Source organism: Psychrobacter sp. NG254 (assembly GCF_015277735.1).
Taxonomy (GTDB): domain Bacteria; phylum Pseudomonadota; class Gammaproteobacteria; order Pseudomonadales; family Moraxellaceae; genus Psychrobacter.
In genome coordinates this window covers 147,274-168,595 of sequence record NZ_JADHDA010000001.1, presented here as the reverse complement: position 1 = coordinate 168,595, position 21,322 = coordinate 147,274, and the positions used below count along the sequence as shown (strand labels likewise).

Annotated in this window: 17 protein-coding genes and 1 tRNA gene; 4 read left to right on the top strand and 14 right to left on the bottom strand. The window is 45.0% G+C overall.

All coding sequences use genetic code 11. The features are described from left to right. The first annotated feature begins 303 nt into the window (after positions 1 to 303). Positions 304 to 1,455 (top strand): tRNA guanosine(34) transglycosylase Tgt, encoded by a 1,152-nt coding sequence (gene tgt / locus IP510_RS00705; protein WP_194362891.1) that lies wholly within the window; start codon positions 304 to 306, stop codon positions 1,453 to 1,455. A gap of 101 nt (positions 1,456 to 1,556) precedes the next feature. Here tgt and IP510_RS00700 read toward each other — a convergent pair whose 3' ends face one another. The 13 genes from IP510_RS00700 to rimO form a co-directional block, all read right to left on the bottom strand. Next, positions 1,557 to 1,691: a methionine/alanine import family NSS transporter small subunit gene (locus tag IP510_RS00700; RefSeq protein WP_194362890.1), complete on the bottom strand. Its 135-nt coding sequence runs from the start codon at positions 1,689 to 1,691 to the stop codon at positions 1,557 to 1,559. Between the two features lie 29 nt (positions 1,692 to 1,720). Beyond that, complete coding sequence (locus IP510_RS00695) at positions 1,721 to 3,238, bottom strand: sodium-dependent transporter (protein WP_194362889.1); 1,518 nt, start codon at positions 3,236 to 3,238, stop codon at positions 1,721 to 1,723. Positions 3,239 to 3,540: 302 nt separating this feature from the next. Beyond that, positions 3,541 to 4,320, bottom strand: a complete 780-nt coding sequence (lpxA, locus tag IP510_RS00690) for an acyl-ACP--UDP-N-acetylglucosamine O-acyltransferase (RefSeq protein ID WP_194362888.1) — start codon at positions 4,318 to 4,320, stop codon at positions 3,541 to 3,543. Between the two features lie 167 nt (positions 4,321 to 4,487). After that, positions 4,488 to 5,024 (bottom strand): 3-hydroxyacyl-ACP dehydratase FabZ, encoded by a 537-nt coding sequence (fabZ, locus tag IP510_RS00685; RefSeq protein WP_194362887.1) that lies wholly within the window; start codon positions 5,022 to 5,024, stop codon positions 4,488 to 4,490. Positions 5,025 to 5,074: 50 nt separating this feature from the next. Continuing rightward, positions 5,075 to 6,091: a UDP-3-O-(3-hydroxymyristoyl)glucosamine N-acyltransferase gene (gene lpxD, locus IP510_RS00680; protein WP_194362886.1), complete on the bottom strand. Its 1,017-nt coding sequence runs from the start codon at positions 6,089 to 6,091 to the stop codon at positions 5,075 to 5,077. A 140-nt stretch (positions 6,092 to 6,231) separates the two neighbouring features. Further along, complete coding sequence (gene bamA, locus IP510_RS00675; protein WP_194362885.1) at positions 6,232 to 8,631, bottom strand: outer membrane protein assembly factor BamA; 2,400 nt, start codon at positions 8,629 to 8,631, stop codon at positions 6,232 to 6,234. A 261-nt stretch (positions 8,632 to 8,892) separates the two neighbouring features. Continuing rightward, a complete protein-coding gene (gene rseP, locus IP510_RS00670) occupies positions 8,893 to 10,269 on the bottom strand; it encodes an RIP metalloprotease RseP (RefSeq protein ID WP_194362884.1) in 1,377 nt (458 codons plus the stop codon). Positions 10,270 to 10,490: 221 nt separating this feature from the next. After that, positions 10,491 to 11,696 carry a 1-deoxy-D-xylulose-5-phosphate reductoisomerase gene (ispC, locus tag IP510_RS00665; RefSeq protein WP_194362883.1) on the bottom strand — a complete coding sequence of 402 codons (1,206 nt, stop codon included), beginning with the start codon at positions 11,694 to 11,696 and terminating at the stop codon, positions 10,491 to 10,493. 136 nt (positions 11,697 to 11,832) lie between these two features. After that, positions 11,833 to 12,642, bottom strand: a complete 810-nt coding sequence (locus IP510_RS00660; RefSeq protein ID WP_194362882.1) for a phosphatidate cytidylyltransferase — start codon at positions 12,640 to 12,642, stop codon at positions 11,833 to 11,835. 177 nt (positions 12,643 to 12,819) lie between these two features. Beyond that, positions 12,820 to 13,575 carry a polyprenyl diphosphate synthase gene (uppS, locus tag IP510_RS00655; RefSeq protein ID WP_194362881.1) on the bottom strand — a complete coding sequence of 252 codons (756 nt, stop codon included), beginning with the start codon at positions 13,573 to 13,575 and terminating at the stop codon, positions 12,820 to 12,822. Positions 13,576 to 13,809: 234 nt separating this feature from the next. Further along, a complete protein-coding gene (gene frr / locus IP510_RS00650; RefSeq protein WP_194362880.1) occupies positions 13,810 to 14,364 on the bottom strand; it encodes a ribosome recycling factor in 555 nt (184 codons plus the stop codon). Positions 14,365 to 14,484: 120 nt separating this feature from the next. Next, a complete protein-coding gene (gene pyrH / locus IP510_RS00645) occupies positions 14,485 to 15,210 on the bottom strand; it encodes a UMP kinase (protein WP_194362879.1) in 726 nt (241 codons plus the stop codon). A 171-nt stretch (positions 15,211 to 15,381) separates the two neighbouring features. Beyond that, positions 15,382 to 16,965 carry a 30S ribosomal protein S12 methylthiotransferase RimO gene (gene rimO, locus IP510_RS00640; protein WP_194362878.1) on the bottom strand — a complete coding sequence of 528 codons (1,584 nt, stop codon included), beginning with the start codon at positions 16,963 to 16,965 and terminating at the stop codon, positions 15,382 to 15,384. A gap of 136 nt (positions 16,966 to 17,101) precedes the next feature. Here rimO and IP510_RS00635 point away from each other — a divergent pair, with 136 nt between their 5' ends. The 3 genes from IP510_RS00635 (at position 17,102) to IP510_RS00625 (ending at position 20,674) form a co-directional block, all read left to right on the top strand. After that, the gene (locus IP510_RS00635; protein WP_194362877.1) at positions 17,102 to 18,451 is read left to right on the top strand and encodes a two-component system sensor histidine kinase NtrB; all 1,350 of its coding nucleotides are present in this window, start codon (positions 17,102 to 17,104) and stop codon (positions 18,449 to 18,451) included. An 83-nt stretch (positions 18,452 to 18,534) separates the two neighbouring features. Next, positions 18,535 to 20,379, top strand: a complete 1,845-nt coding sequence (locus tag IP510_RS00630) for a sigma 54-interacting transcriptional regulator (RefSeq protein ID WP_194362876.1) — start codon at positions 18,535 to 18,537, stop codon at positions 20,377 to 20,379. Positions 20,380 to 20,589: 210 nt separating this feature from the next. Further along, positions 20,590 to 20,674: transfer RNA gene (locus tag IP510_RS00625), tRNA-Leu, on the top strand. A gap of 224 nt (positions 20,675 to 20,898) precedes the next feature. Here IP510_RS00625 and IP510_RS00620 read toward each other — a convergent pair. Continuing rightward, positions 20,899 to 21,297: a ribbon-helix-helix domain-containing protein gene (locus tag IP510_RS00620; RefSeq protein ID WP_194362875.1), complete on the bottom strand. Its 399-nt coding sequence runs from the start codon at positions 21,295 to 21,297 to the stop codon at positions 20,899 to 20,901. Positions 21,298 to 21,322: the final 25 nt, after the last annotated feature.

The following is a 21,322-nucleotide window of genomic DNA, read 5'->3' as shown; positions in this document are numbered from 1 at the left end:
AAGTGGTACTTTATCAATGACGCCACTTGCTGTCTGTGTCTTTTGGGGTGCTATCTGTATTTTTTGGTTATGACAAAGCGGTATTGAACAAAGTGTGTATCGAGCGTATATCGATGACATCCAATATCTATAGCTAAAGAACGCTAAAATGGGTACAAGGCAGCCGACTGAAGATGGTACAAGTAGTACATTTAGGGAGGGCAACGCCGTAGCAGTTCAGTGATTCTCTGACTATATGTCCAAAAAAACCGCTAACAATGCTATAATTATCGCCATTTTCATAGCGTAAATAGCGATAATCATATGCAATTTGTCTTACATAAAACAGCCATCGGCGAAACGCGTGCGCGCCGTGGTACAGTTCATCTCAATCATGGCGATGTGCAAACTCCTGCTTTTATGCCTGTTGGTACTTATGGTACGGTCAAGGGTATGCTGCCACGTGATATCGAGGCCATCGGTGCGGATATTATTTTGGGCAATACCTTTCATCTATGGTTACGTCCAGGTACCGAGGTGATTGATAAGTTTGGCGGCTTGCATAAGTTCATGCATTGGGACAAGCCTATCCTGACTGATTCAGGTGGTTTCCAAGTATTCAGTCTGGGTGCCATGCGTAAAATCACCGAAGAAGGTGTCGACTTCAAATCTCCTATCGACGGTGCTAAGGTATTTCTGTCTCCAGAAAAATCGATGCAAATTCAGTACAGCTTAAACTCAGACATCGTCATGCAGTTTGATGAGTGTACGCCTTATCCTGCCACTCATGACGAAGCCAAAAAGTCTTTAGAGCTATCATTACGTTGGGGACAGCGCTGCGTAGATGAGCACAACAGACTGGGTAGCACCAATGCCTTATTTGGTATCGTACAAGGCAGCATGTATCCTGATTTGCGTCAGCAATCACTCGAAGGTCTGCTAAATATTGGCTTTGATGGTTATGCTATTGGTGGTCTGTCTGTTGGTGAGCCAAAAGATGAGATGATGGATGTCCTAGATTACCTTCCTGATGATATGCCGGCAGATAAGCCACGCTATTTGATGGGCGTTGGTAAGCCTGAGGATTTGGTTGAAGGTGTACGTCGCGGTGTCGATATGTTTGATTGCGTCATGCCCACTCGTAACGCGCGTAACGGCCACTACTTTGTCACAGGCGATACAGACAACGCTGGCGTGGTTCGTATCCGTAATAGCCAGTATCGTAACGATGAAGGCTCACTAGATCCTGAGTGTGATTGCTATACTTGCCAGAACTTCAGCCGAGCTTACCTCTATCATCTTAATAAATGCAAAGAGATGCTAGGTGCTCAGTTGGCGACTATTCATAACTTGCGTTACTACCAGCGTTTGATGCAGGGCATGAGAGATGCCATTGAACAAGACACATTTGATGAGTTTGTCGTCGAGTTCTATACTAAGCGTGGTCAAACGGTACCTGAGCTGAACTTGCGCTAACTATGGCTGTATGTATATTTTTTAAGATATAAAATCAAAAATGCCAGTCAGGAAAACCTGACTGGCATTTTTTTATTCACACGTTCATTAGCTATTAGAGACTAATAAATATGATCATCTGGCAATTCACTCATAGGAATGTCAGGATGCTTTCTTAGATGCAAAATTGCGGCAATCAAACCACCCCAGATAAGCAGCATCGAAATAATCATAAAAATAATGGCTGAAGTACTCATAATAAGTTCCTATTAAAATTTCAATCTGATTAGCGAGCATCATCAAGTAAGCGTGATTTGTCATCCTCATCATCGTATCGACCTTTGATACGAGTCATAATAAATGCACCCAATCCAAAGAATACCACAACGCCCCAACCAAAGAATAATAGGATAGAGGTTGAATATCCCTCATAAGGCTCTCGAACCAAATCGATCAGCTTTAGACCCAAAGCAATCGTAAGGACAGTCGGTGTAATAACCGTTAGCATGAATACCCAAGCACCGCCAAGTTTGACACTAGAAATGCGGTTGATATGATCAAGTAGGCCTGGGATTTTTTGGCGGTTAAACCAAGTGACACTGACAATTGACAGCAGACCACCAGCGACGATACCGATATTGTTGGCGAAATGATCGATCACATCGACCAATACCAGCGAGCTGCCGGTAGAGAAGGCAACAATAGATATAGCAGCACAAACACCACCAATTACCGTAACGGCTTTCTTGCGTGACCAGTCAAATTTATCTTGGAAGGCAGAAATAGGCACTTCAAGAATACTAATCAAAGAGCTGATACCTGCAACCACTAACGATCCGAAGAATAAGAAACCAACGAAATCACCACTGGCACCCATCGTAGAGATGATTTTTGGGAATACAAAGAACGCCAATCCAACACCACCACTGGCCACTTCTGCGACATCTTGGCCTGTCGATACTGCCATAAAACCAATGGCAGCAAAGATACCGATACCTGCGATAAGCTCAAAAGAAGAGTTGGCAAAACCGACAACCAAGCCTGCACCTGTGAGGTTTGTGTTCTTTTTAAGGTAAGAGGCATAGGTAACCATGATACCAAAACCTACTGACAGTGAGAAAAACACATGGCCATAAGCGGCAAGCCAAACGTTAGGATCTTTCATTTTTTCCCAATTTGGCTCAAAGAATGCGTTCAAACCAACGGCAGCGCCTGGTAAGCTCAGCGCTTTGAATACCATGATACCGAACAGTACAATAAGTAATGGTATACAGATTTTGTTGGCAAGCTCAACACCCTTACGGATACCGCCAAACATAATCAACATCGCCAATGCCCAAACAAGGATAAGACCTATAAACATCTGCGGTACAAATACCGCGTTTAGATCCCCTGTGTGTTTGATAAAGTCACTGACAAAGAAGGTTGTCGTATCCTCTCCCCATTTCTGGCCAAAAGAGAACACCATATAACTGCCTGCCCAAACGATGACGGCAGCATAGTAAATGGCAATGACAAAGGAGACGAGAGTCTGCCACCATCCGATAAACTGAGCAGACTTCACCATCTTTTTATAAGCGCGCGGCGGCGCTGAACGATATTTATGCCCAATAATATAATCTAAAAACAGTAGTGGAATACCTGCCGTGAATAAAGCGATCAGGTATGGCACCATAAATGCACCACCACCATTATCATAAGCCACATATGGAAAACGCCATATATTACCCAATCCTACAGCTGAACCGACAGCGGCGATAATAAACCCCGTCCTACTAGACCAATTTTCCCTTTGCTCTGCCATGCGACGCTCCTAAAATTCAATAGTAATTCCCTTTAAGCTATCAAACTCATTGAAAGTCTAAGACAGATACTTAAAGAGACTACAGATTAGCGGTTGGTTAAAATAAGTTACTAGAGTCTAACAATATATAATTGTGAAGTTTCTGCTAAGCGACTAAAAAAGTCAAGTGCTCATAAACATAAAAGGCCATAACAATTGGTTATGGCCTTTAGCAATATCATCTCTCATTGGTAAAAGTCTGGTACATTAAAAGTGTGAAATGCAATACCTTGGCTTACCTTTTATAGTACCTAAATAGGTGTTTAGCGCACTACGCCGCGGCGACTCTTCTGTAAGGAGTCAATGAGCAACTGAATCTTTGGCTCTTTTGGCAGCATCTCATTACTCAGAACCTCAAGCGCTTTTACGGTCGTCAAGCCCGATCTGAAAATTGTGCGGTAGGCTTCGCGTAAAAAATTGATGGTCTCTTTTGACCAGCCTTTACGGCGCATGCCTTCAATATTGAGTCCATGCGCTTTTGCCGGATTGCCAGATACCATCGTAAATGCAGCAACGTCTTTTAGAATTAAACTGGCACCGCCAATCAAACTATAGTCATCTACTGTACAAAACTGATGAATACCTGAGTTACCACCGATAATCGTATGATCACCAATGGTCACATGCCCTGCCACACCGACATTATTGGCCAGTACATTGTGATCGCCAATCACGCAGTCATGTGCCACATGCGTATTGACCATCAGTAAGTTGTGACTGCCAATTTTGGTTAGCTCGCCATCTTGAGCAGTGCCACGATGTAAGCTGCATGCTTCACGAATCGTATTATGATCGCCAATCTCAAGCCAAGTACGCTCACCCGCATACTTTAGATCCTGAGGATCTTCACCAATGCTGGCAAATTGATAAATTTGATTGTGCTCACCGATACGAGTCAGCTTAGTCACGACCACATGACGATGTAACACCGTATGTGCACCAATTGACACCTCGTCACCAACGATACAATAAGGACCAATAATAGCAGTCTCATCAATCTGCGCAGATGGGGAGATGAGTGCTGTGGGATGAATCTGACTCATAGTGTGGACCCTTGTATCATTTAATACGAGTAAATAGTAAGCAAAACACAACCCATCTAGCCTAACCATGAGGCTAATAATAAGCTGCGTTGTCAAATATAACTGCTAATTCTAGTTGTAGTAGTCGATCTAATATAAGTTTGCATGCACTTTGGCTTACTAAAAAATTAAGCCTCTTTCGCGTCTTTGACCTTTTGCTGCTCTTGACGTGCAATCATAACTTGAGCACTAGCGGCCAGCTCGTCCTCGACATGCACAGTACAATCAAACTTATAAATACCATGTCTCTGCATCACTGTTTTGGCACGAATAATCAGCTGATCACCCGGAATCACACGACGCTTGAAGCGAACTTTATCAACCCCTGCAAAAAGATACAAATAGCCATCTTCTGCGGTTAATCCAGCACTAATAAACCCAAGCACACCTGATACTTGTGCCATGGCTTCTACCATCAATACGCCTGGCATGATTGGCTCGTCAGGAAAATGACCGTTGAAGAATTCCTCATTAATCGTCACGTTTTTGATACCAGTAATGCACTCACCAGGGGTGCAACACACAATTCTATCCACCAGCATAAAAGGATAGCGATGCGGCAGATAGTGCTTAATAGTGTGGTAAGTTAATGGCAGCGTCAGACCTTGCTCAGCCAAGCTTTTAATGTCTTCGTCAGTTGGGGTATCTATGTTATTGCTGTTCATAAGGATGCTTCCTTGCTGTATCTTAAGTTTTTTATTGGGTTATATGGCAATCAGTTATTGCCAAGCTGGCGAAAGCGTACAGCCGCACGTCGCCAATTGGCAGTGGGCATTGCAGCAGTGCCAGAGGAATATGATCCAGCGGTTTTTATGGATTTGGTGGCCATGGTCATACCAGACAAAGTCACATCATCGGTGATATTGATGTGTCCTGTAATACCGACTGCACCGCCGATGATACAGCGTTTGCCAATAGTAGTACTACCTGCAATACCCGTTTGAGCAGCGATAGCAGTACCATCACCGATACGTACGTTATGTGCCACTTGTACCAGATTATCAATAATAACATGGTTGCCGATGACCGTATCGTCAATAGCGCCACGATCAACGCAGCTCTGACTACCGATTCGAACATGATCACCGATGATCACACGGCCTAACTGAGCAATACGCTCCCAGCCTGTGGTGCTAGGATCTTTAGTAGGTGCAAACCCAAATCCTTCAGAACCGATACTGACGCCCGCATGCAGCCTCACATGACTGCCAATACTGCAGTCGTGCCCGATAACCACTTGCGACTTAATCACACAATCCGTACCAATACTGGTATTAGCCTCGATGACCACGTGAGCTGCGAGTGAACTACGAGCGCCCACTTGCACATTGTCACCAATTACGCAAAAAGGCCCAATACTGACCTGCTCACCAATGACTGCGCTATCAGCAATCACAGCGCTTGGGTGAATGCCTTCAGACCGTGACTCACGGGCAAACAACTGACTGGCAGCAGCATATGCCAAATAAGGGCTGGCAACGACTAAAGCGATTGAATTAACAGGTACTTGGTCACGATATTGTTGCGTGACTAATACAGCACCTGCCTGACTACTGGCCAAACTAGTGATGTAGTGCGGGTCTGCCAAAAAGCTGAGTTGCTTTTGATCAGCAGTCGTCAGGCTACCGACGCTAGTGAATGGTTGACACAATTGCTCAGCATATATTTCAGCCTTGTTTACAACAGGCTGACGCTGCTCAATTCGAGTGATAAGCTGCTCAATCGTTATCATAATTATTATTAATAAAGTAGGGTTATAAATGAAACGGTCGTCAAAATAACCATGTGTTTTGACGACCTACTAGACGTGATGATCTTTTGTTTGAGCCCGTAAATGAACCGAATCAAACAGCGTGAATCAAGGATGACTTCTTAGAATGTATTACCAATCTGGAATTGGACTTTTTCAGTCTCATCACCTTCTTTATCCCCGAAAGGTACGGCATAGCTAAGTGATATCGGCCCAATTGGCGTATACCAAGTGATACCCGCACCCGCACTATAGCGGAAGTCATTGTCTTGAGTCAGTAATGGCACATCTGAGTCGTTGAAAGTTCGATCTTCTTTGTCAGAGGTATCAAATACCTGACCACCTTCAGCAAACAATACAGGACGTACTTGATCTGCCCAATCACCTTTAAATGGCATTGGCAAAATCAGTTCAGCACCGAACGTTGCTAGGGCGTTACCACCGACCTCTTCTGCGGTAAAGGTTTGATTATCTGGATCAGTGACCGCGTCATAATAGACTTGTGATTTAGGCCCTAGGGTAGATGACTCGTAACCACGTACTGAGCCGTAGCCTCCAGCATAAAAGTTTTCGTAGAACGGCAAGTCGTTACCATAGCCAAGCTTGGTATAACCACGAGCGACGGTACCTTTATACAATGGGTAGTATACGTTACCACTATAGACGAGTTTTTGGTAATTGGCATCACCTAGACCGATGGTCGCGTCAACTGCGTGACTCATCCCTTTGGTCGGGAACACTGGACGGTCTAACGTGCTGTAGTCCCAGCCAAGTAACAAGTTATAGGTTTGGTAGTCGTTCTTAAATGTCGAAACGCCATCAGTATCATCGTCAAATGTTTGTGTGCCACCATCATCTAGAATCTCTTGAACATTAGAGATTCCCAAGTATCGACCGCCACGCACTTTGGTATTATCAACATTGATACCCGCACTCACACGCTTGGTTTCATCAACAGGATAACTGTAATTAAGCGTCGCACCATATGAGTCAGTCACATAATTACTGACGTTATCATCATCATATTTGGTTTTGCGATAGTATCCGCTCAGACCTTGCGAGACACCGTTTTCTGTAAAGTACGGATCGGTATAGCCCAAACTATAAGAATCACGCGTTTCTGAACGTGATAACGCCGCTTTGACACGGTTACCGGTACCCATAAAGTTATTCTGAGTCAGATCCAACTGAAAGGTCACACCGCCACTCTGTGAATAACCCGCTGCAATGGTCGAGCTGCCAGATGGCTGCTCTTCTACTGTATAGCTCACATCAACTTGATCTGGCTGGTTAGGAACTGGCTTCACATCGACATTGACGGCTTTAAAGAAGCCTGTACGCATTAAGCGCGTGCGTGACAATTGGATTTTTTCACTTGAGGCAAGTGATCCTTCTAACTGACGCATCTCACGGCGTAATACTTCGTCTTGAGTTTTAATATTGCCCGTAAAGTTAATACGGCGAACATAGATGGGACGCGCCGGATCAATATAGTAATCAATATCGACCATTTTGGTCTCGTCATTGATACGAGGTACTGGTCTTACTTGGGCTAAGTAATAACCCTCATTACCATAGCGACTTTTGAGCGCTGCTGTCGTGGCATCTAGTTTGGCTTGTGAATATTTTTCATTAGGGTCAAACGTTACCAGCTCTTTTAGCTCATTGGTATCAAACGTTGGTTTACCCAAGAAGTTTACATCACCAAACTGATATTGCTCACCTTCAGTCAGACTGACTTCGACAAACACACTACTTTTATCTTCACTGATATTTAGTACCGCATTATCGACTGAAAAGCGCACATAGCCATCGTTTTGATATAGGGCTTTTAGGTTTTCTAGACTGGCAGCCAGCTTTTCTTGAGCGTAACGATCAGACTTTGATAGCAGGCGTGTCCAAGACGATTCTTTTACGGCAAAGACGTCTTTAATCTCTTCATCACTAAAGTGCTTGTTACCAATGATATTGATATCGACCACTTTAGAAGGCTTGCCTTCGATAAAGCGTACGTCCAGCTTGACACGGTTGCCATCAAGCACGGTTTGGTCTACTTCAATATTACTGTTGTAATACCCTTGACTGATATACTGCTGCTGCAATTCGTTGGCCACGCCTTGTAGCGTAGACTGCTTTAGTACATCGCCAGCAGAAAGACCCGCATTTTTCAGTCCCTGCTCAAGTCCCTCTTTTGGAATGAGCTTATTGCCCTCAAAAGTGACCTCAGTAATGGTCGGACGTTCAACCACATCAAACCTTAGCTGACCGCCTTCGACACGGCTTTGAATATCGGCAAAATTCTCAGTAGCATATAGCGCCTTAATACTGGCGGCTAAGCGACTGTCATTTACCGTATCTCCTACCGTAATAGGTAAGACCGGATAGAGGCTATCAGGGGTTAGGCGTTGTAGGCCGTTGAAACCGATGTCAGTTACTACAAATTCTGCAGCATGAACTGGCATACTCATCATCGCTACAACTAACGGCAACCCAGCCGCGCTCATAAATAAAGGCGTACGCATAAACACTATCCGTCAATAAAAAATTGCTTAAGTTAAGGTAAAAAGTATATGTTGTCTAGCCCGTTTCGCACAAAGTCGTAACCAATGTGTGGGTGACTCAGAACACTTTATATAAAATGCATCACAAAATAAACTAAAAATTACGATTAGTACAGAGACCGCGACACAAAGTATTGCGTGTATCATAACAACAATTGAGGCCCAGCAGTCGTAAAACCATTAGTATATCGTGCTTTATCAAAGATACTATCGATAAATCGACTAAAACAGCCGGCTGATGTCATTACCAATTGCTAACACCATGAAACCTGCCAGTAAGACTAGCCCGATGTTAAGACCCACCATCTGTACCCCGTCAGAGAGTGGCTTACCTCGTATTAACTCAATCAAGTGATAAACGATATGACCACCGTCCAGTACTGGAATGGGTAACAGGTTTAGTACCGCCAGACTCAAACTGATTAAAGCCGCCGTAGACAAGACCATCTGCCAACTGATATCAAAGCTCTGTTTGGCCACTTTGGCAATAGTAATAGGACCTGACAAATTATCCAAACCAATCATACCTGACAGCATTTTTCCCATCGAGCTGACCGTCATAACGGCTAGCTGTTCCGTCTTTTCAAATGACTTAACCAGTGACTCACCAGGGCCATAAGCTACCGTGGTTTTATAGGCATCAGGAATGACGATCTCTGACTGCTCAACCATCGCACCGATTTGCCCATAATCATTGCCCAGATTGTCTTTTTTACCTTGAGGCATGATCGCTAACTGCACAACTTTGTCATCACGCAATACGGTAAAATTCAGCAACGTCTCAGGGTTATCACGAATGATACGTGTGGCACTGATCCAGTCTTTGATGGCTTCATCATTGATGGCCGTGATACGATCACCAACCTGTAGACCTTGGCGGCTAGCAGCACCATCAGGTGTTAAGTCGCCGACAATCGGGGCAATATCAGGTTGCCACGGCAGCATCCCAAAACTGCTCAAGGCATCTTTGCCCTGTGCATCGCCCTGCATAAAGTCGGTTATAGGTGCTTGATAGGTTTTGGTCGATGGCTTGCTTTGAGCATCCGACTGCAGCGTGATACTGACATTATCCGTTTCACCCATACGCCCAGCGAGGCGATAGTTGATCCCTTCCCACGTCTGAACGTCATGCCCGTCGATAGCGACGATTTTATCACCAGCCGGCAGTTGTGCGATTGCCGCAGGTGTGCCTGGTAATACACTGCCAATTTTGGTTGCTAATTGTTCAGATGGGGTCATAAACAACACCCAAAACAAAGCGATAGCAATGATAAAATTCATGATAGGGCCAGCAGCGGTAATCGCAATTTTTTTTAGCGGATGCTGATGATTAAAGGCCAGATGCTTCTCATCTTTGGCAACCTCGCCTTCGCGCTCATCGAGCATCTTGACATAGCCGCCAAGCGGTAGCGCGGAGATGCGATAATCAATACCACTCTTTTTGCTCGTCCAGCCAAATAGTTTTGGGCCAAAACCGATAGAATACGTCAGCACCTTGACACCGCAAAGCCTCGCTACGATGTAATGACCCCATTCATGTAAGGCAATGAGTGGCCCTAAGACAAATATGGCCGCAAGAATCGTTAATAAAAACGTCATGATTGTTTCTCAGTATTGTCTCTTAGCATCTTTATTAATAGCTGTATTTAAGCATGCTGAACATCGTCTTTTGACTATAGTCAAGTCTATATAAATCCGTTACATCGTCATCCTCGCTAAGCATACTAATGTATAACTTGCACTCGGTTTCCTTGTATCGAAATTATATTGAACTGACTATAGTCGTTTTTCAAATAAAGACTCGTATTATGATTTGGCTATCATTGCACTAACTTCATCACTAACTTGTCAGTAAGATGACGCGCAATCTGATCAATGGCTAATATGTCTTCTATATCAGCCGCCGCGCTTAGTGGTGGCAGCTGTATATCAGTTAAGGCTTGCTCATTGATATTTGCAATGTCAGTTAAGCGAACTTGTCCATTTAAAAATGCGGCCACTGCGACCTCATTGGCTGCATTTAAGACAATAGTCGCCTGCGTCCCTGCTTGCATGGCTTGACGAGCCAAACGCAGACAGGCAAATTTTTGTAGATCAGGTTCGATAAACTCCAAACCACTGAGCGCATATAAGTCTAGCGGCTGCGAGCCACTGTCGATACGGTTTGGGTAGGCAAGCGCATGTGCAATGGGTGTTTTCATATCTGGGCTGCCAAGCTGCGCTAAAAAGCTGCCATCGCTGTATTCTACCATTGAGTGAATGATACTTTGCGGATGAATGACCACATTTATTTTGTCTTCGGGCAAATCAAATAAATGACAGGCTTCGATCAGCTCAAGCCCCTTATTCATCATCGTCGCCGAGTCGACGGATATCTTTTGACCCATTGACCAGTTGGGATGTTTGACCGCCTCTGCCACACTTGCCTGTTGCATTTGAGCAAAAGACTGTTGTAAAAATGGACCACCTGACGCCGTCAACCACAGCTTTCGTACACCATGTTCTGACTGGTGGATTTGGGTGTTGTCTTGCTGAATAGCGGATGGCAGACATTGAAAAATAGCATTGTGCTCTGAATCGAGTGGCAGCAAGGTAGCATGATGCGTTTTGACCGCATCAATCATGACCTTCCCTGCCATCACCAAGGCTTCTTTATTGGCGAGCAGAATACGCTTGCCTGCACGTGCAGCCGCTAAAGTAGAAGGCAAGCCTGCTGCGCCTACGATAGCCGCAACCACCGTATCGGTTTGAGAGTCGGTCGCAATCTCTATCAGCCCTTGCTCGCCGCCTACCACGTCGATATCAAGACCTGCGCTACTGAGACGCTTAGCAAAATCATCGACCGCTGCTGTCGGCACGCTTACGCGCTTGGGCAAAAACTGCTGACAAAGCGCAAATAATTTGTCCAAACGGTGATGGCCTGATAAAGCATATACTTCATACTGGTGCGACTGTGCCGCTAAGATAGCTAACGTGCTATCACCAATCGAGCCTGTCGCGCCTAGTACGGCGATGCGTTGCGTCATAACCAGTGGTGCCTATGATACTTATAAATAAAAGAAGAAAATAAATACGGTGTGATAAACATCAAAAAATTTAGTGAGTAGCGATACAGATTGAGAGGCAACTTATGAAATAGCAAGCGACCGCTACCCTATCGCGCTATACCACGATTAGGCCAAACTGTTGTATCGCCCAAAAACCCAGTGCAAAGATCGGTGTTGCTGATAATAGCGAATCAATACGATCCAGTATGCCGCCATGACCTGGCAAAATCGTGCCAGAGTCTTTTACATCAGCGCGGCGTTTGAGCATCGACTCAAACAGATCACCCAGTACAGAAGCCAAAATCGTTATCGCTGATAATGTGACAAATGCAATGAGTGGCACACCTGTCAATTGCAGCTTAAAGACACTAATCGCAATCACGACTAGTAGACCTGTGACAAGACCACCTGCCAATCCTTCCATGCTCTTATTGGGTGAGACATTGGGTGCCATCTTTCGGCGACCAAGCTTACGACCGACAAAATAAGCACCACTGTCTGCACACCAGACCAATAAGAAGACATAGAGTAGCCACCATGCCGATAGCTGCCACAGGTAAAACATCGCGGTGATTGACGCGGTCAAGATAACCACACCCATCAGAGCCAGCTGCTTACCATACCATCTCGTCTGTGTCGGGAAGACCCTGACCCAAGACAGCGCCATCAGCCATATAACGAGTGAAGCCACCCACCAAAACAGCCAAGTCACCTTAAACATCAGCGATATGAGGGTTATCACTAAAACCATTAGCACGAACACTACAGGCTGACGCCATTTGGGCATTAATTTGGCCCACTCGTGCGCGGCGATAATCACGCCAACGGCCAATAGAGGTGCAAATAAAATAGGGGTTTGGCTCGCAAACATTGCAATACCAACGATAATAACGAGAACAATAGCCGTCTTAATTCGTTGCCACATACTTATCGAGCCTTATAATAATGAATAACATAGGGTCAAAAATGCAGTATAACAGCCAATCAACCATGGCTTACTGATAGCGATTGACACCAATTAAAACGGTTTATCACATCACAAGCAAGCAGTATTCATCACCGCCTGCATATAAATGATATCGTCTTGAAGACGAATATTTTACTATTGCTGTTGTTCGATGACTATCTGCTCACTGGTTTTGCCAAAGCGGCGTTGACGCTGGGCAAACTCTGTCACCATCGTCGCCAGCTCTTCTGCTGCAAAGTTTGGCCATAGTGTCGGAGTAAAAAAGAGTTCAGCGTAAGCCGACTGCCACAATAAAAAATTGGACAACCGATACTCACCGCCAGTCCGTATCAGCATATCTACCGCTGGCGTGTCTGCCAGTTGCACGTGCTCACCTAGCATCTCTTTGTTGATATCTTCGGCGTTTAGCGTCCCCGCTTGCACTTGCTGCGCTAACCGCTTGGCAGCATGCGCAATATCCCACTGTCCGCCATAACTGATCGCAATCACCATGGTCATGGCCTCAAACGCTGCGGTTTTTTCTTCAGCATCTGCCATCAAAACTTGCAAGTCATGACTGAGTTGACTGCGGTCGCCAATAAAACGCAGGCGAATGCGATACTCGTTCATCCGAGGCATTTGATCATGGATGGTTGAGGCCAATAGCTGCATGAGTAACGCCACCTCACTGGGTGGACGTTGCCAGTTTTCACTAGAAAAAGCAAATACGGTCAGCACCTCTATACCTGTATCAACACAGTACTCAACGATGGGATCTAACGCGTCTTTGCCAGCCACATGCCCTTGGCCTTTACCCAAGTCATTGGCTTTACCATAGCGGTTGTTACCATCCATAATGATGGCGATATGACGAGGAATAATAGCAGGAGCCAAAGCGGCTGAGGTAGACATAGGCGAGAGTGCTTATTGTTAAGGTAGAATAATAATAACGTGCATAGCAGCGATTAAAAAGTGCGATATGGGCAATTCACAAACTTACCATAATTAAAATCTGAAAATCGATATGTTATGGCAGGTAAAATATAGTGCATATAATAGTAAAAAGCCAATAGCAATGAAGTATTGGCTGTCTACTATTAAGGGTGACGCTTAACCAGTTATTGTGATAAACCACAATAGCCCGTCTTAAACGGCCATCAAATCAGTTTCTTTTTTGCTCAAGCGGCTATCGATGGTTTCGATATATTTGTCAGTGATTTTTTGGATATCATCACTCGCGCGGCGCTCGTCATCTTCTGATATCTCTTTCTCTTTTGCCAAGTCTTTGATGTCGTTCATCATGTCGCGGCGAATATTACGGATAGAGACTCGGCTGCTCTCTGCTTCACTGCGCGCAAGTTTTTGCATATCGCGGCGTGTTTCTTCTGTCAATGCTGGCATTGGTACACGAATCACATCAGCGGTCATTGGGTTTAGACCCAAATCTGCTTCGCGAATCGCTTTATCAATGGCTTGTACCATCGTACGGTCAAATGGCTGAACCAATAATGTGCGTGAGTCTTCAACGTTGACACTGGCTACTTGGTTAAGTGCCGTATCAGAACCGTAGTAGTTGACCATCACACCTGACAGCATACCTGGGTGGGCACGACCTGTACGAACTTTGCTAAAAGTGCTTTCAAGCGCTTCCAACGTTTTTTGCATGCGTGATTCGCCGTCTTGCTTAATCTCTTTGATCATTGTGTGTCCTTATTTATCGCTATCGATAAATTCTTTATTGTTAACTATGTAAGGTTTTAATTGTCTAAGCAACTGGCTATTGACCAATGATTGCTCTTTATTTATCTGTGTGCTGTCTGATTAATGAAAAACACGGGTGCCTTCATTTTCGCCCATGATGACATTCAATAGGGCATTGGGTTTGGTCATATCAAACACTTGTAGCGGTACGTTATGCTCACGGCATAACGCAATAGCCGTCAAATCCATCACGCCAAGTTTTTGCTCTAACACTTCATCAAAGGTCAGGCCGTCATACTTGACCGCGTCAGAATGCAGACTTGGGTCTTTGTCATAAACGCCATCTACTTTGGTCGCTTTTAGGATCAAGCCAGCTTCAATCTCAATACCACGCAAACAAGCAGCGGTATCCGTAGTAAAGAATGGATTGCCCGTGCCTGCGACAAAGATACAAACCTCACCGTTTTTGAGATAACGAATCGCATTACGACTGCTATAGCTCTCAGTCACTTCACCGATTGGCAAGGCTGACATCAGGCGTGTTTTGATATTGCGGCGCTCAAGCGCATCACGCATGGCCAAACCGTTCATCACAGTCGCAAGCATACCCATTTGGTCACCAGTCACACGGCCGACCAAACCTTCTTTTTGTAATTGGGCACCGCGATATAAGTTACCACCGCCGACCACGATACCCACTTGGACACCCAATCCACGTAAATGAGCGATAGACAAGCTCATTTTGTCGAGCACTTCGGTATCAATACCCATGTCTTTGCTACCAGCCAAGGCTTCGCCTGAGAGTTTTAGCAAGATACGAGCGTAACGCGGGTTTTTGTCAGACATGAGGTCACCTTTTATCATTGAATTATAAAGAACATTATCGGTAAAATACAAATCGAGTTTGCCCACAACGCCGCCTATATAGGCATACGTATTAAAAAGGCTAAATTGCGCTAATTGTAGCAAAAACTGCCCGCCATTGGGCAATTTTTGCGTGTCTGTCACACAGGTATTCTACCTCTGATAACTACCGAACAAATCATATTCGCTAGCATCATCAATCGTCACAGTCAAAAACTGACCCACTTTGACCTGATCGGTAATGTCATCGACATAGACATGGCCATCGATTTCAGGCGCATCCGCATAGCTACGGCAAATGGCGATACCTTCTTCTCTATCAATCTCATCGACCAATACCATGAGGGTTTTGCCGACTTTTTCTTGCAGTTTTTGTGCGGAGATGTCTTGCTGAAGCGTCATCAAGCGCTCGTAGCGAGATTGCTTAACGTCTTCAGGTACATGGTCGGGCAAGGCATTGGCAACAGCGCCTTCAACTTCTGAATAGGTAAAGGCACCCACGCGATCAAGACGAGCCTCTGTCAACCAATCAAGCAAGCACTGAAAATCTTCTTCGGTCTCACCAGGGAAGCCGACCACAAAGGTCGAACGAATCACGATATCAGGGCAGATAGCACGCCATGCTTTGATACGCTCTAAAGTGTTTTCACTGTGCGCAGGGCGTTTCATCGCTTTTAAGATACGATGGCTGGCATGCTGAAACGGAATGTCTAAATAAGGCAAGAGTTTCTTCTCACCCATCAGCTCAACGACTTTGTCTACGTGTGGATATGGATAGACATAGTGCAGACGTACCCAAATACCCAGACCGTTCAAGGCTTGGCATAAGTCATAAAATTTTGACTTGAGCGGCATCCCATTCCAAAAACTGGTTTTATATTTCAGATCCAGCCCGTAAGCTGAGGTATCTTGCGAGATGATGAGCAGCTCTTTCACGCCAGCGTTTTTGAGTGCCAACGCTTCATTCATCACATTATCAATTGGACGCGAGTCTAAATCACCACGTAAGCTTGGAATAATGCAGAACGTGCAACGATGATTACAGCCTTCTGATATTTTTAGATAGGCATAATGACTTGGCGTAAGCTTAATACCCGCCTCATTGATCAAATCTATCTTTGGGTCGTAATTGGCATCTTTACTACGATTTGGTTTGGGCACATGCTGCGCGACGGCCGTAATGACTTCGTCATAGGCATGCGCGCCAGTCACTGCGAGTACTGCCGGATGCATTGCACGGATTTTGTCCGCTTCTTTGCCCAAACAACCTGTGACAATCACTTTACCATTTTTGCTGATGGCCTCGCCGATGGCATCGAGCGACTCTTGTACTGCTGACTCGATAAAGCCGCACGTATTGACCACGACCAAATCGGCACCTTCATAATCACTGGCGACTTGATAACCATCGCGGCTCAGCTCAGTGATGATACGCTCACTATCCACCAGTGCTTTTGGGCAACCCAATGACACAAAACCAATCTTTGGCGCCGCACTGACTGGCATAGTGGCAGTCGCATTGGCGGTCGTAACATCACTACTTTGTGCGATACTACGATTTTGATTGTGGTTGGCTTTATGGTGATAAGGTTGGCTGGTATCTGTCTGGCTCTGCTCTTGTACTACGCTAGGCGCGGCAGGATTAAAGATAGTGACGGTTTCTGTCGCAGCGTTTTGTGTGGCTGATAGAGCGGCTGTCGTTGTCGTGTTCACTGACTCGGTAGAAGTTTTGGACATGGCTGACCTTGCTAGAGATAAATTGGCTGAGCGCATTGTACGTTTTTTTTGCAAAAATCACCAGTTTTGCCGCTCTATAGTCTTGATTTATGGTTAAATATTATATTAAGCATCCTCACTTTTTTGGGCACTATCCATGACGGCTGATTTTATTACCACCAAAACAACCCCTGATTTAGCATTTATCTCACAGCATTTATTTACCGCTATCTTGTGGGTGAATGATGAGCTATCGATCACCCGCTTAAACGCCCAAGCTGAGCAACTGCTGGCCATTAGTAGCGGCCGACTGATTAACCAGTCTATTTTGACCTTATTGGCACCTGATGAATTGGTACCAAAAGCCAGTACCTTACTTGAGACTGAGCATGCGCCGCTTGAGGAGCGACCCTATTCGCTGACAGAACGGTTTGCACAAGCGCAAAACTACCAGCAGCCTTTTATTGATCACGATCACATCATTGCAACGCCATTAAATAGTAATTTGTCGCTATCGGTCGACTATAGCGTGACACCAGTTGTGTATGAGCAGCAGCCCTATTTCATCATTGAGATGTGGGGCAAAGATCGTCAAAGCCGTATATCAGATGAGCAGCGTCAACAGCAGCAGTATACTGTTGCTCGCCATATGCTACGCTCAGTGGCACACGAAATAAAAAACCCACTGGCTGGTATTCGCGGGGCGGCGCAGTTATTGCAGCGGCAATTTATCAAATTCAGTGATGCTTCTACTATCAATCAATACCCTACCACCATCAGCACGATATCAACTCCTAGCGCTGACACCAGTGATGGCTTGCAAAAGATGAATCAAAAGCTGCGTAACTATACCGATATCATCATCTCAGAGACGGATCGCTTGACGCATCTTATCGGACAACTGCTGGGCTCCAATCAATTGCCAAACTGGCAGACGCTAAACGTCCATGAGCCGCTAGAGCATGTGTTGACACTGGTCATGAATCAATATCCGCAAGTAGTGCTACAGCGAGATTATGATTTGTCGTTGCCAGAGCTATCCGCTGACAAAGACCAGCTGATTCAAGTTTTTTTAAACTTAATCAATAACGCCTGTGAGTCCATGACTGAGTTTGAGCAAACGCTGCAACAGAACAAAATCTCTAATTCTAAAGAATCACAAACAGCTGCAGTGCAAACCGACAGAGACTCTGATTACCAGCCAACCCTACACATTCAGACGCGCGTTGCTTTTCAGCATACAATTGTAGGACAGCAGCACAAGCAAGTGATGCAAATCACCATCACGGATAATGGTTCAGGGATTGATCCGGCGCTCATTGGACAGATATTTTTTCCGATGGTGACCAGCCGTGCTGCAGGCACGGGTCTTGGGTTGTCTATCGTCCAAGATATCATCAGCCATCATCATGGTATGATCGATGTCAGCTCGACAGGATCATCACAGGATAAGCAGACTCGATTTACGTTATATCTGCCTTTTAATCAACCTTTAGCCGAAACATAAACGACATCTGTGCATAAAGCTGCTAAATTATAAGACAACTCATCCCAAACTTATCATAAATAATTGCTCATTAGGCCCGATACATGACTCAATACAGCGACAACCAAACACCTAAAAGCAATGCTCAGCCCGCAATGGTAACTGTAAATAACATGCCAAGTGACCAACCTGCAACGTTATGGTTGATCGATGACGATTCCGCATTACGTATGGTATTGGCTGATACCTTTGAGGATGCCGGACTGACCGTTATCAGCTTTACCCAAGCACAAGCGGCGTGGACCCGTCTCAATGATGTCTTAAAGCAGCCAGAATTAGTTGCCCAGCTACCAGATGTGATATTGACCGATATTCGCATGCCAATGATGGATGGTTTGTCCTTTAGTGATTGGGTACATCAGCACTTCCCTGACATGCCCATCGTCATCATGACAGCGCATTCGGATCTCACCTCTGCGATTAATAGCTATCAAACTGGTGCATTTGAGTACTTGCCCAAGCCGTTTGATTTGGACGATGCGGTCGCAACGATTTATAAAGCGATCAACTATCAGCCGAACATCGAGTCATCAAATATTGACAGCAGCCATTATTCAAGTGGGACAAATATCCAAGAAAGTGCCAACGTGCCTGCCGACATTCAGGCAATGCCTCATAAAACCACACAAGCAAAACCTAAGACGACACTTGATAACTCTCTTGCTAGAAATCCTACTAACAGCCCTGCTAAGAACCTCAAAAGCAACACCGGAACGCCCACCGATGCCAAAAGCAATAAAAACCCTAGTGGCATCATCGGTCAATCACCTGCCATGCAAACGGTGTTTCGCGCCATTGGTAGACTGGCACAATCGCCTATTTCGGTGCTAATTACGGGAGAGTCTGGTACAGGTAAAGAGCTGGTTGCCAGCGCCTTGCACCAGCATTCTCCCCGTAAACAGCAACCCTTTATCGCCCTTAATATGGCAGCGATACCCCACGATCTGATTGAGTCTGAGCTATTTGGTCACGAAAAAGGCGCGTTCACTGGTGCAACCACCACTCGCCAGGGCCGCTTTGAACAGGCTGACGGCGGCACGTTATTTTTAGATGAGATTGGCGATATGCCATTTAGCACGCAGACGCGACTGCTTCGGGTACTGGCCAATGGGGAGTTTTATCGCGTCGGTGGTCAGCAGCCCATTAAAGTAGACGTCCGCATCATTGCGGCCACCCATCAAAACCTAGAAGAATTGGTGAAGCAGAATCGTTTCCGTGAGGATTTATTTTATCGTCTTAACGTCATACGTCTGCCACTACCACCGCTACGCACACGCCCTGAAGACATTCCTGCATTGGCCACCTATTTCATGCAATGTGCGGCTGAGCAGATGAACACGACGCCCAAGTACTTACATCCTGCTGCGTTACAACTGATGCAAACGTTTGGCTGGCGCGGTAATGTCCGTCAACTAGAAAACGTCTGCTTGTGGCTGACGGTCATGGCGACTGGTGATACCGTCATGGCCACCGATTTACCACCTGAACTGCTTGAGAATGTTCCGTCCGATGCAGCATGGCATCAACCAGACCACAGCTTGTCATCTCAAGCCTCGACGCAAAGTCCCCAATGGCCAAACAGTGATAGTATAAATCCTGATAATATAAACACCGATGCTAAGACGATTCAGCTTGCTATTGGTCAAAATTGGCAACAAGCATTGGCTGATTGGGCACAGCAGTCTTTAGACAGCGGCAAAACAGACATTTTACAGACAGCAATGCCTGAATTTGAACGCGTCTTATTAACGGCAGCACTGAATCATAGCGGCGGCAAAAAGATAGAAGCCGCCAGCTTACTTGGCTGGGGACGTAATACGCTCACCCGTAAGTTGCAGCAGTTAGACCTATCTTCCCAAACGATACTATCTAAAGAGCAAATAGAGTAGCAATTCTCTAAATTAAATATTTATTAATATCAATTACTTAAAATAAAAATCGAAAATAAACGTAAATTAATTAAAAATAATTGCAAATAGGGGTTGCCAAACTATTCAAACTCTATATAATAGCCAACCACTGAGACGCACTACCGAATCAGTTAACTGTCTATATTGTGTTTGAGTTTAAACGCTAATAATGATAGAGTAACGGAAAATGGGGCTGTGGCGGAATTGGTAGACGCACCAGATTTAGGTTCTGGCGCCGCAAGGTGTGAGAGTTCGAGTCTCTCCAGCCCCACCATTTTCGGATAGTACATCTTAGACCAAATATCAAATCCTGCTTTTAGCAGGTTTTTTTACGTCTAAAATTTGGCATTAAAACTATAAAATAACTCGCCAGATGTATTAATCTGCTTTTATGACCTTTCTAAGTCCTTCAACACCTCATCCATACTCTGATAGCGCCTCTCTACCCGCTGCATCAATGCTTTCATACACTTGCTATAGGCATAACTAGGGGATGTTCTAATGAACAGATGGATTTTTCTCATTGTCATTGAATAAGGCACTACGTTGTTTTTTACGCAGGGTTTCACGTTCAATGATATTTTTTGCATCGACTTTTTCTAAAGGTAATTCTGTTTCGCGAGAAAGATCGCCATCGGCTATTAAGGATAAATAGCGAGAACAGCAAACTCTCAAAAAAGAGGTGAAATTGCCAATATCATGATCAGCATCGAGAGATTCAAGGTATAGCTTAGTAATCAGCTGATTAACCGCCATATGATCCCGAAATGACAACTCTTCTAATATATCCCAAAAAAACACTTCTAAACGAATTGAGGTGACAACGCCCTGAATTCGAAGTGATTTGGTTTTAGAGCGCCACAAGCTGTCATCAGCCCTGATGAAAAGTTGGCACATATAATATCCTCTCTCGATACTAGGG

What these genes read in the sequence shown, in the direction of transcription:
- rimO (WP_194362878.1), bottom strand. Translation starts at nt 16,965, where the DNA reads ATGTCCAAAACTTCTACCGAGTCAGTGAACACGACAACGACAGCCGCT.
- IP510_RS00700 (WP_194362890.1), bottom strand. Translation starts at nt 1,691, where the DNA reads ATGAGTACTTCAGCCATTATTTTTATGATTATTTCGATGCTGCTTATC.
- IP510_RS00660 (WP_194362882.1), bottom strand. Translation starts at nt 12,642, where the DNA reads ATGTGGCAACGAATTAAGACGGCTATTGTTCTCGTTATTATCGTTGGT.
- pyrH (WP_194362879.1), bottom strand. Translation starts at nt 15,210, where the DNA reads ATGTCTGACAAAAACCCGCGTTACGCTCGTATCTTGCTAAAACTCTCA.
- IP510_RS00635 (WP_194362877.1), top strand. Translation starts at nt 17,102, where the DNA reads ATGACGGCTGATTTTATTACCACCAAAACAACCCCTGATTTAGCATTT.
- uppS (WP_194362881.1), bottom strand. Translation starts at nt 13,575, where the DNA reads ATGTCTACCTCAGCCGCTTTGGCTCCTGCTATTATTCCTCGTCATATC.
- fabZ (WP_194362887.1), bottom strand. Translation starts at nt 5,024, where the DNA reads ATGAACAGCAATAACATAGATACCCCAACTGACGAAGACATTAAAAGC.
- ispC (WP_194362883.1), bottom strand. Translation starts at nt 11,696, where the DNA reads ATGACGCAACGCATCGCCGTACTAGGCGCGACAGGCTCGATTGGTGAT.
- frr (WP_194362880.1), bottom strand. Translation starts at nt 14,364, where the DNA reads ATGATCAAAGAGATTAAGCAAGACGGCGAATCACGCATGCAAAAAACG.
- tgt (WP_194362891.1), top strand. Translation starts at nt 304, where the DNA reads ATGCAATTTGTCTTACATAAAACAGCCATCGGCGAAACGCGTGCGCGC.
- IP510_RS00695 (WP_194362889.1), bottom strand. Translation starts at nt 3,238, where the DNA reads ATGGCAGAGCAAAGGGAAAATTGGTCTAGTAGGACGGGGTTTATTATC.
- IP510_RS00630 (WP_194362876.1), top strand. Translation starts at nt 18,535, where the DNA reads ATGACTCAATACAGCGACAACCAAACACCTAAAAGCAATGCTCAGCCC.
- rseP (WP_194362884.1), bottom strand. Translation starts at nt 10,269, where the DNA reads ATGACGTTTTTATTAACGATTCTTGCGGCCATATTTGTCTTAGGGCCA.
- lpxA (WP_194362888.1), bottom strand. Translation starts at nt 4,320, where the DNA reads ATGAGTCAGATTCATCCCACAGCACTCATCTCCCCATCTGCGCAGATT.
- IP510_RS00620 (WP_194362875.1), bottom strand. Translation starts at nt 21,297, where the DNA reads ATGTGCCAACTTTTCATCAGGGCTGATGACAGCTTGTGGCGCTCTAAA.
- lpxD (WP_194362886.1), bottom strand. Translation starts at nt 6,091, where the DNA reads ATGATAACGATTGAGCAGCTTATCACTCGAATTGAGCAGCGTCAGCCT.
- bamA (WP_194362885.1), bottom strand. Translation starts at nt 8,631, where the DNA reads ATGCGTACGCCTTTATTTATGAGCGCGGCTGGGTTGCCGTTAGTTGTA.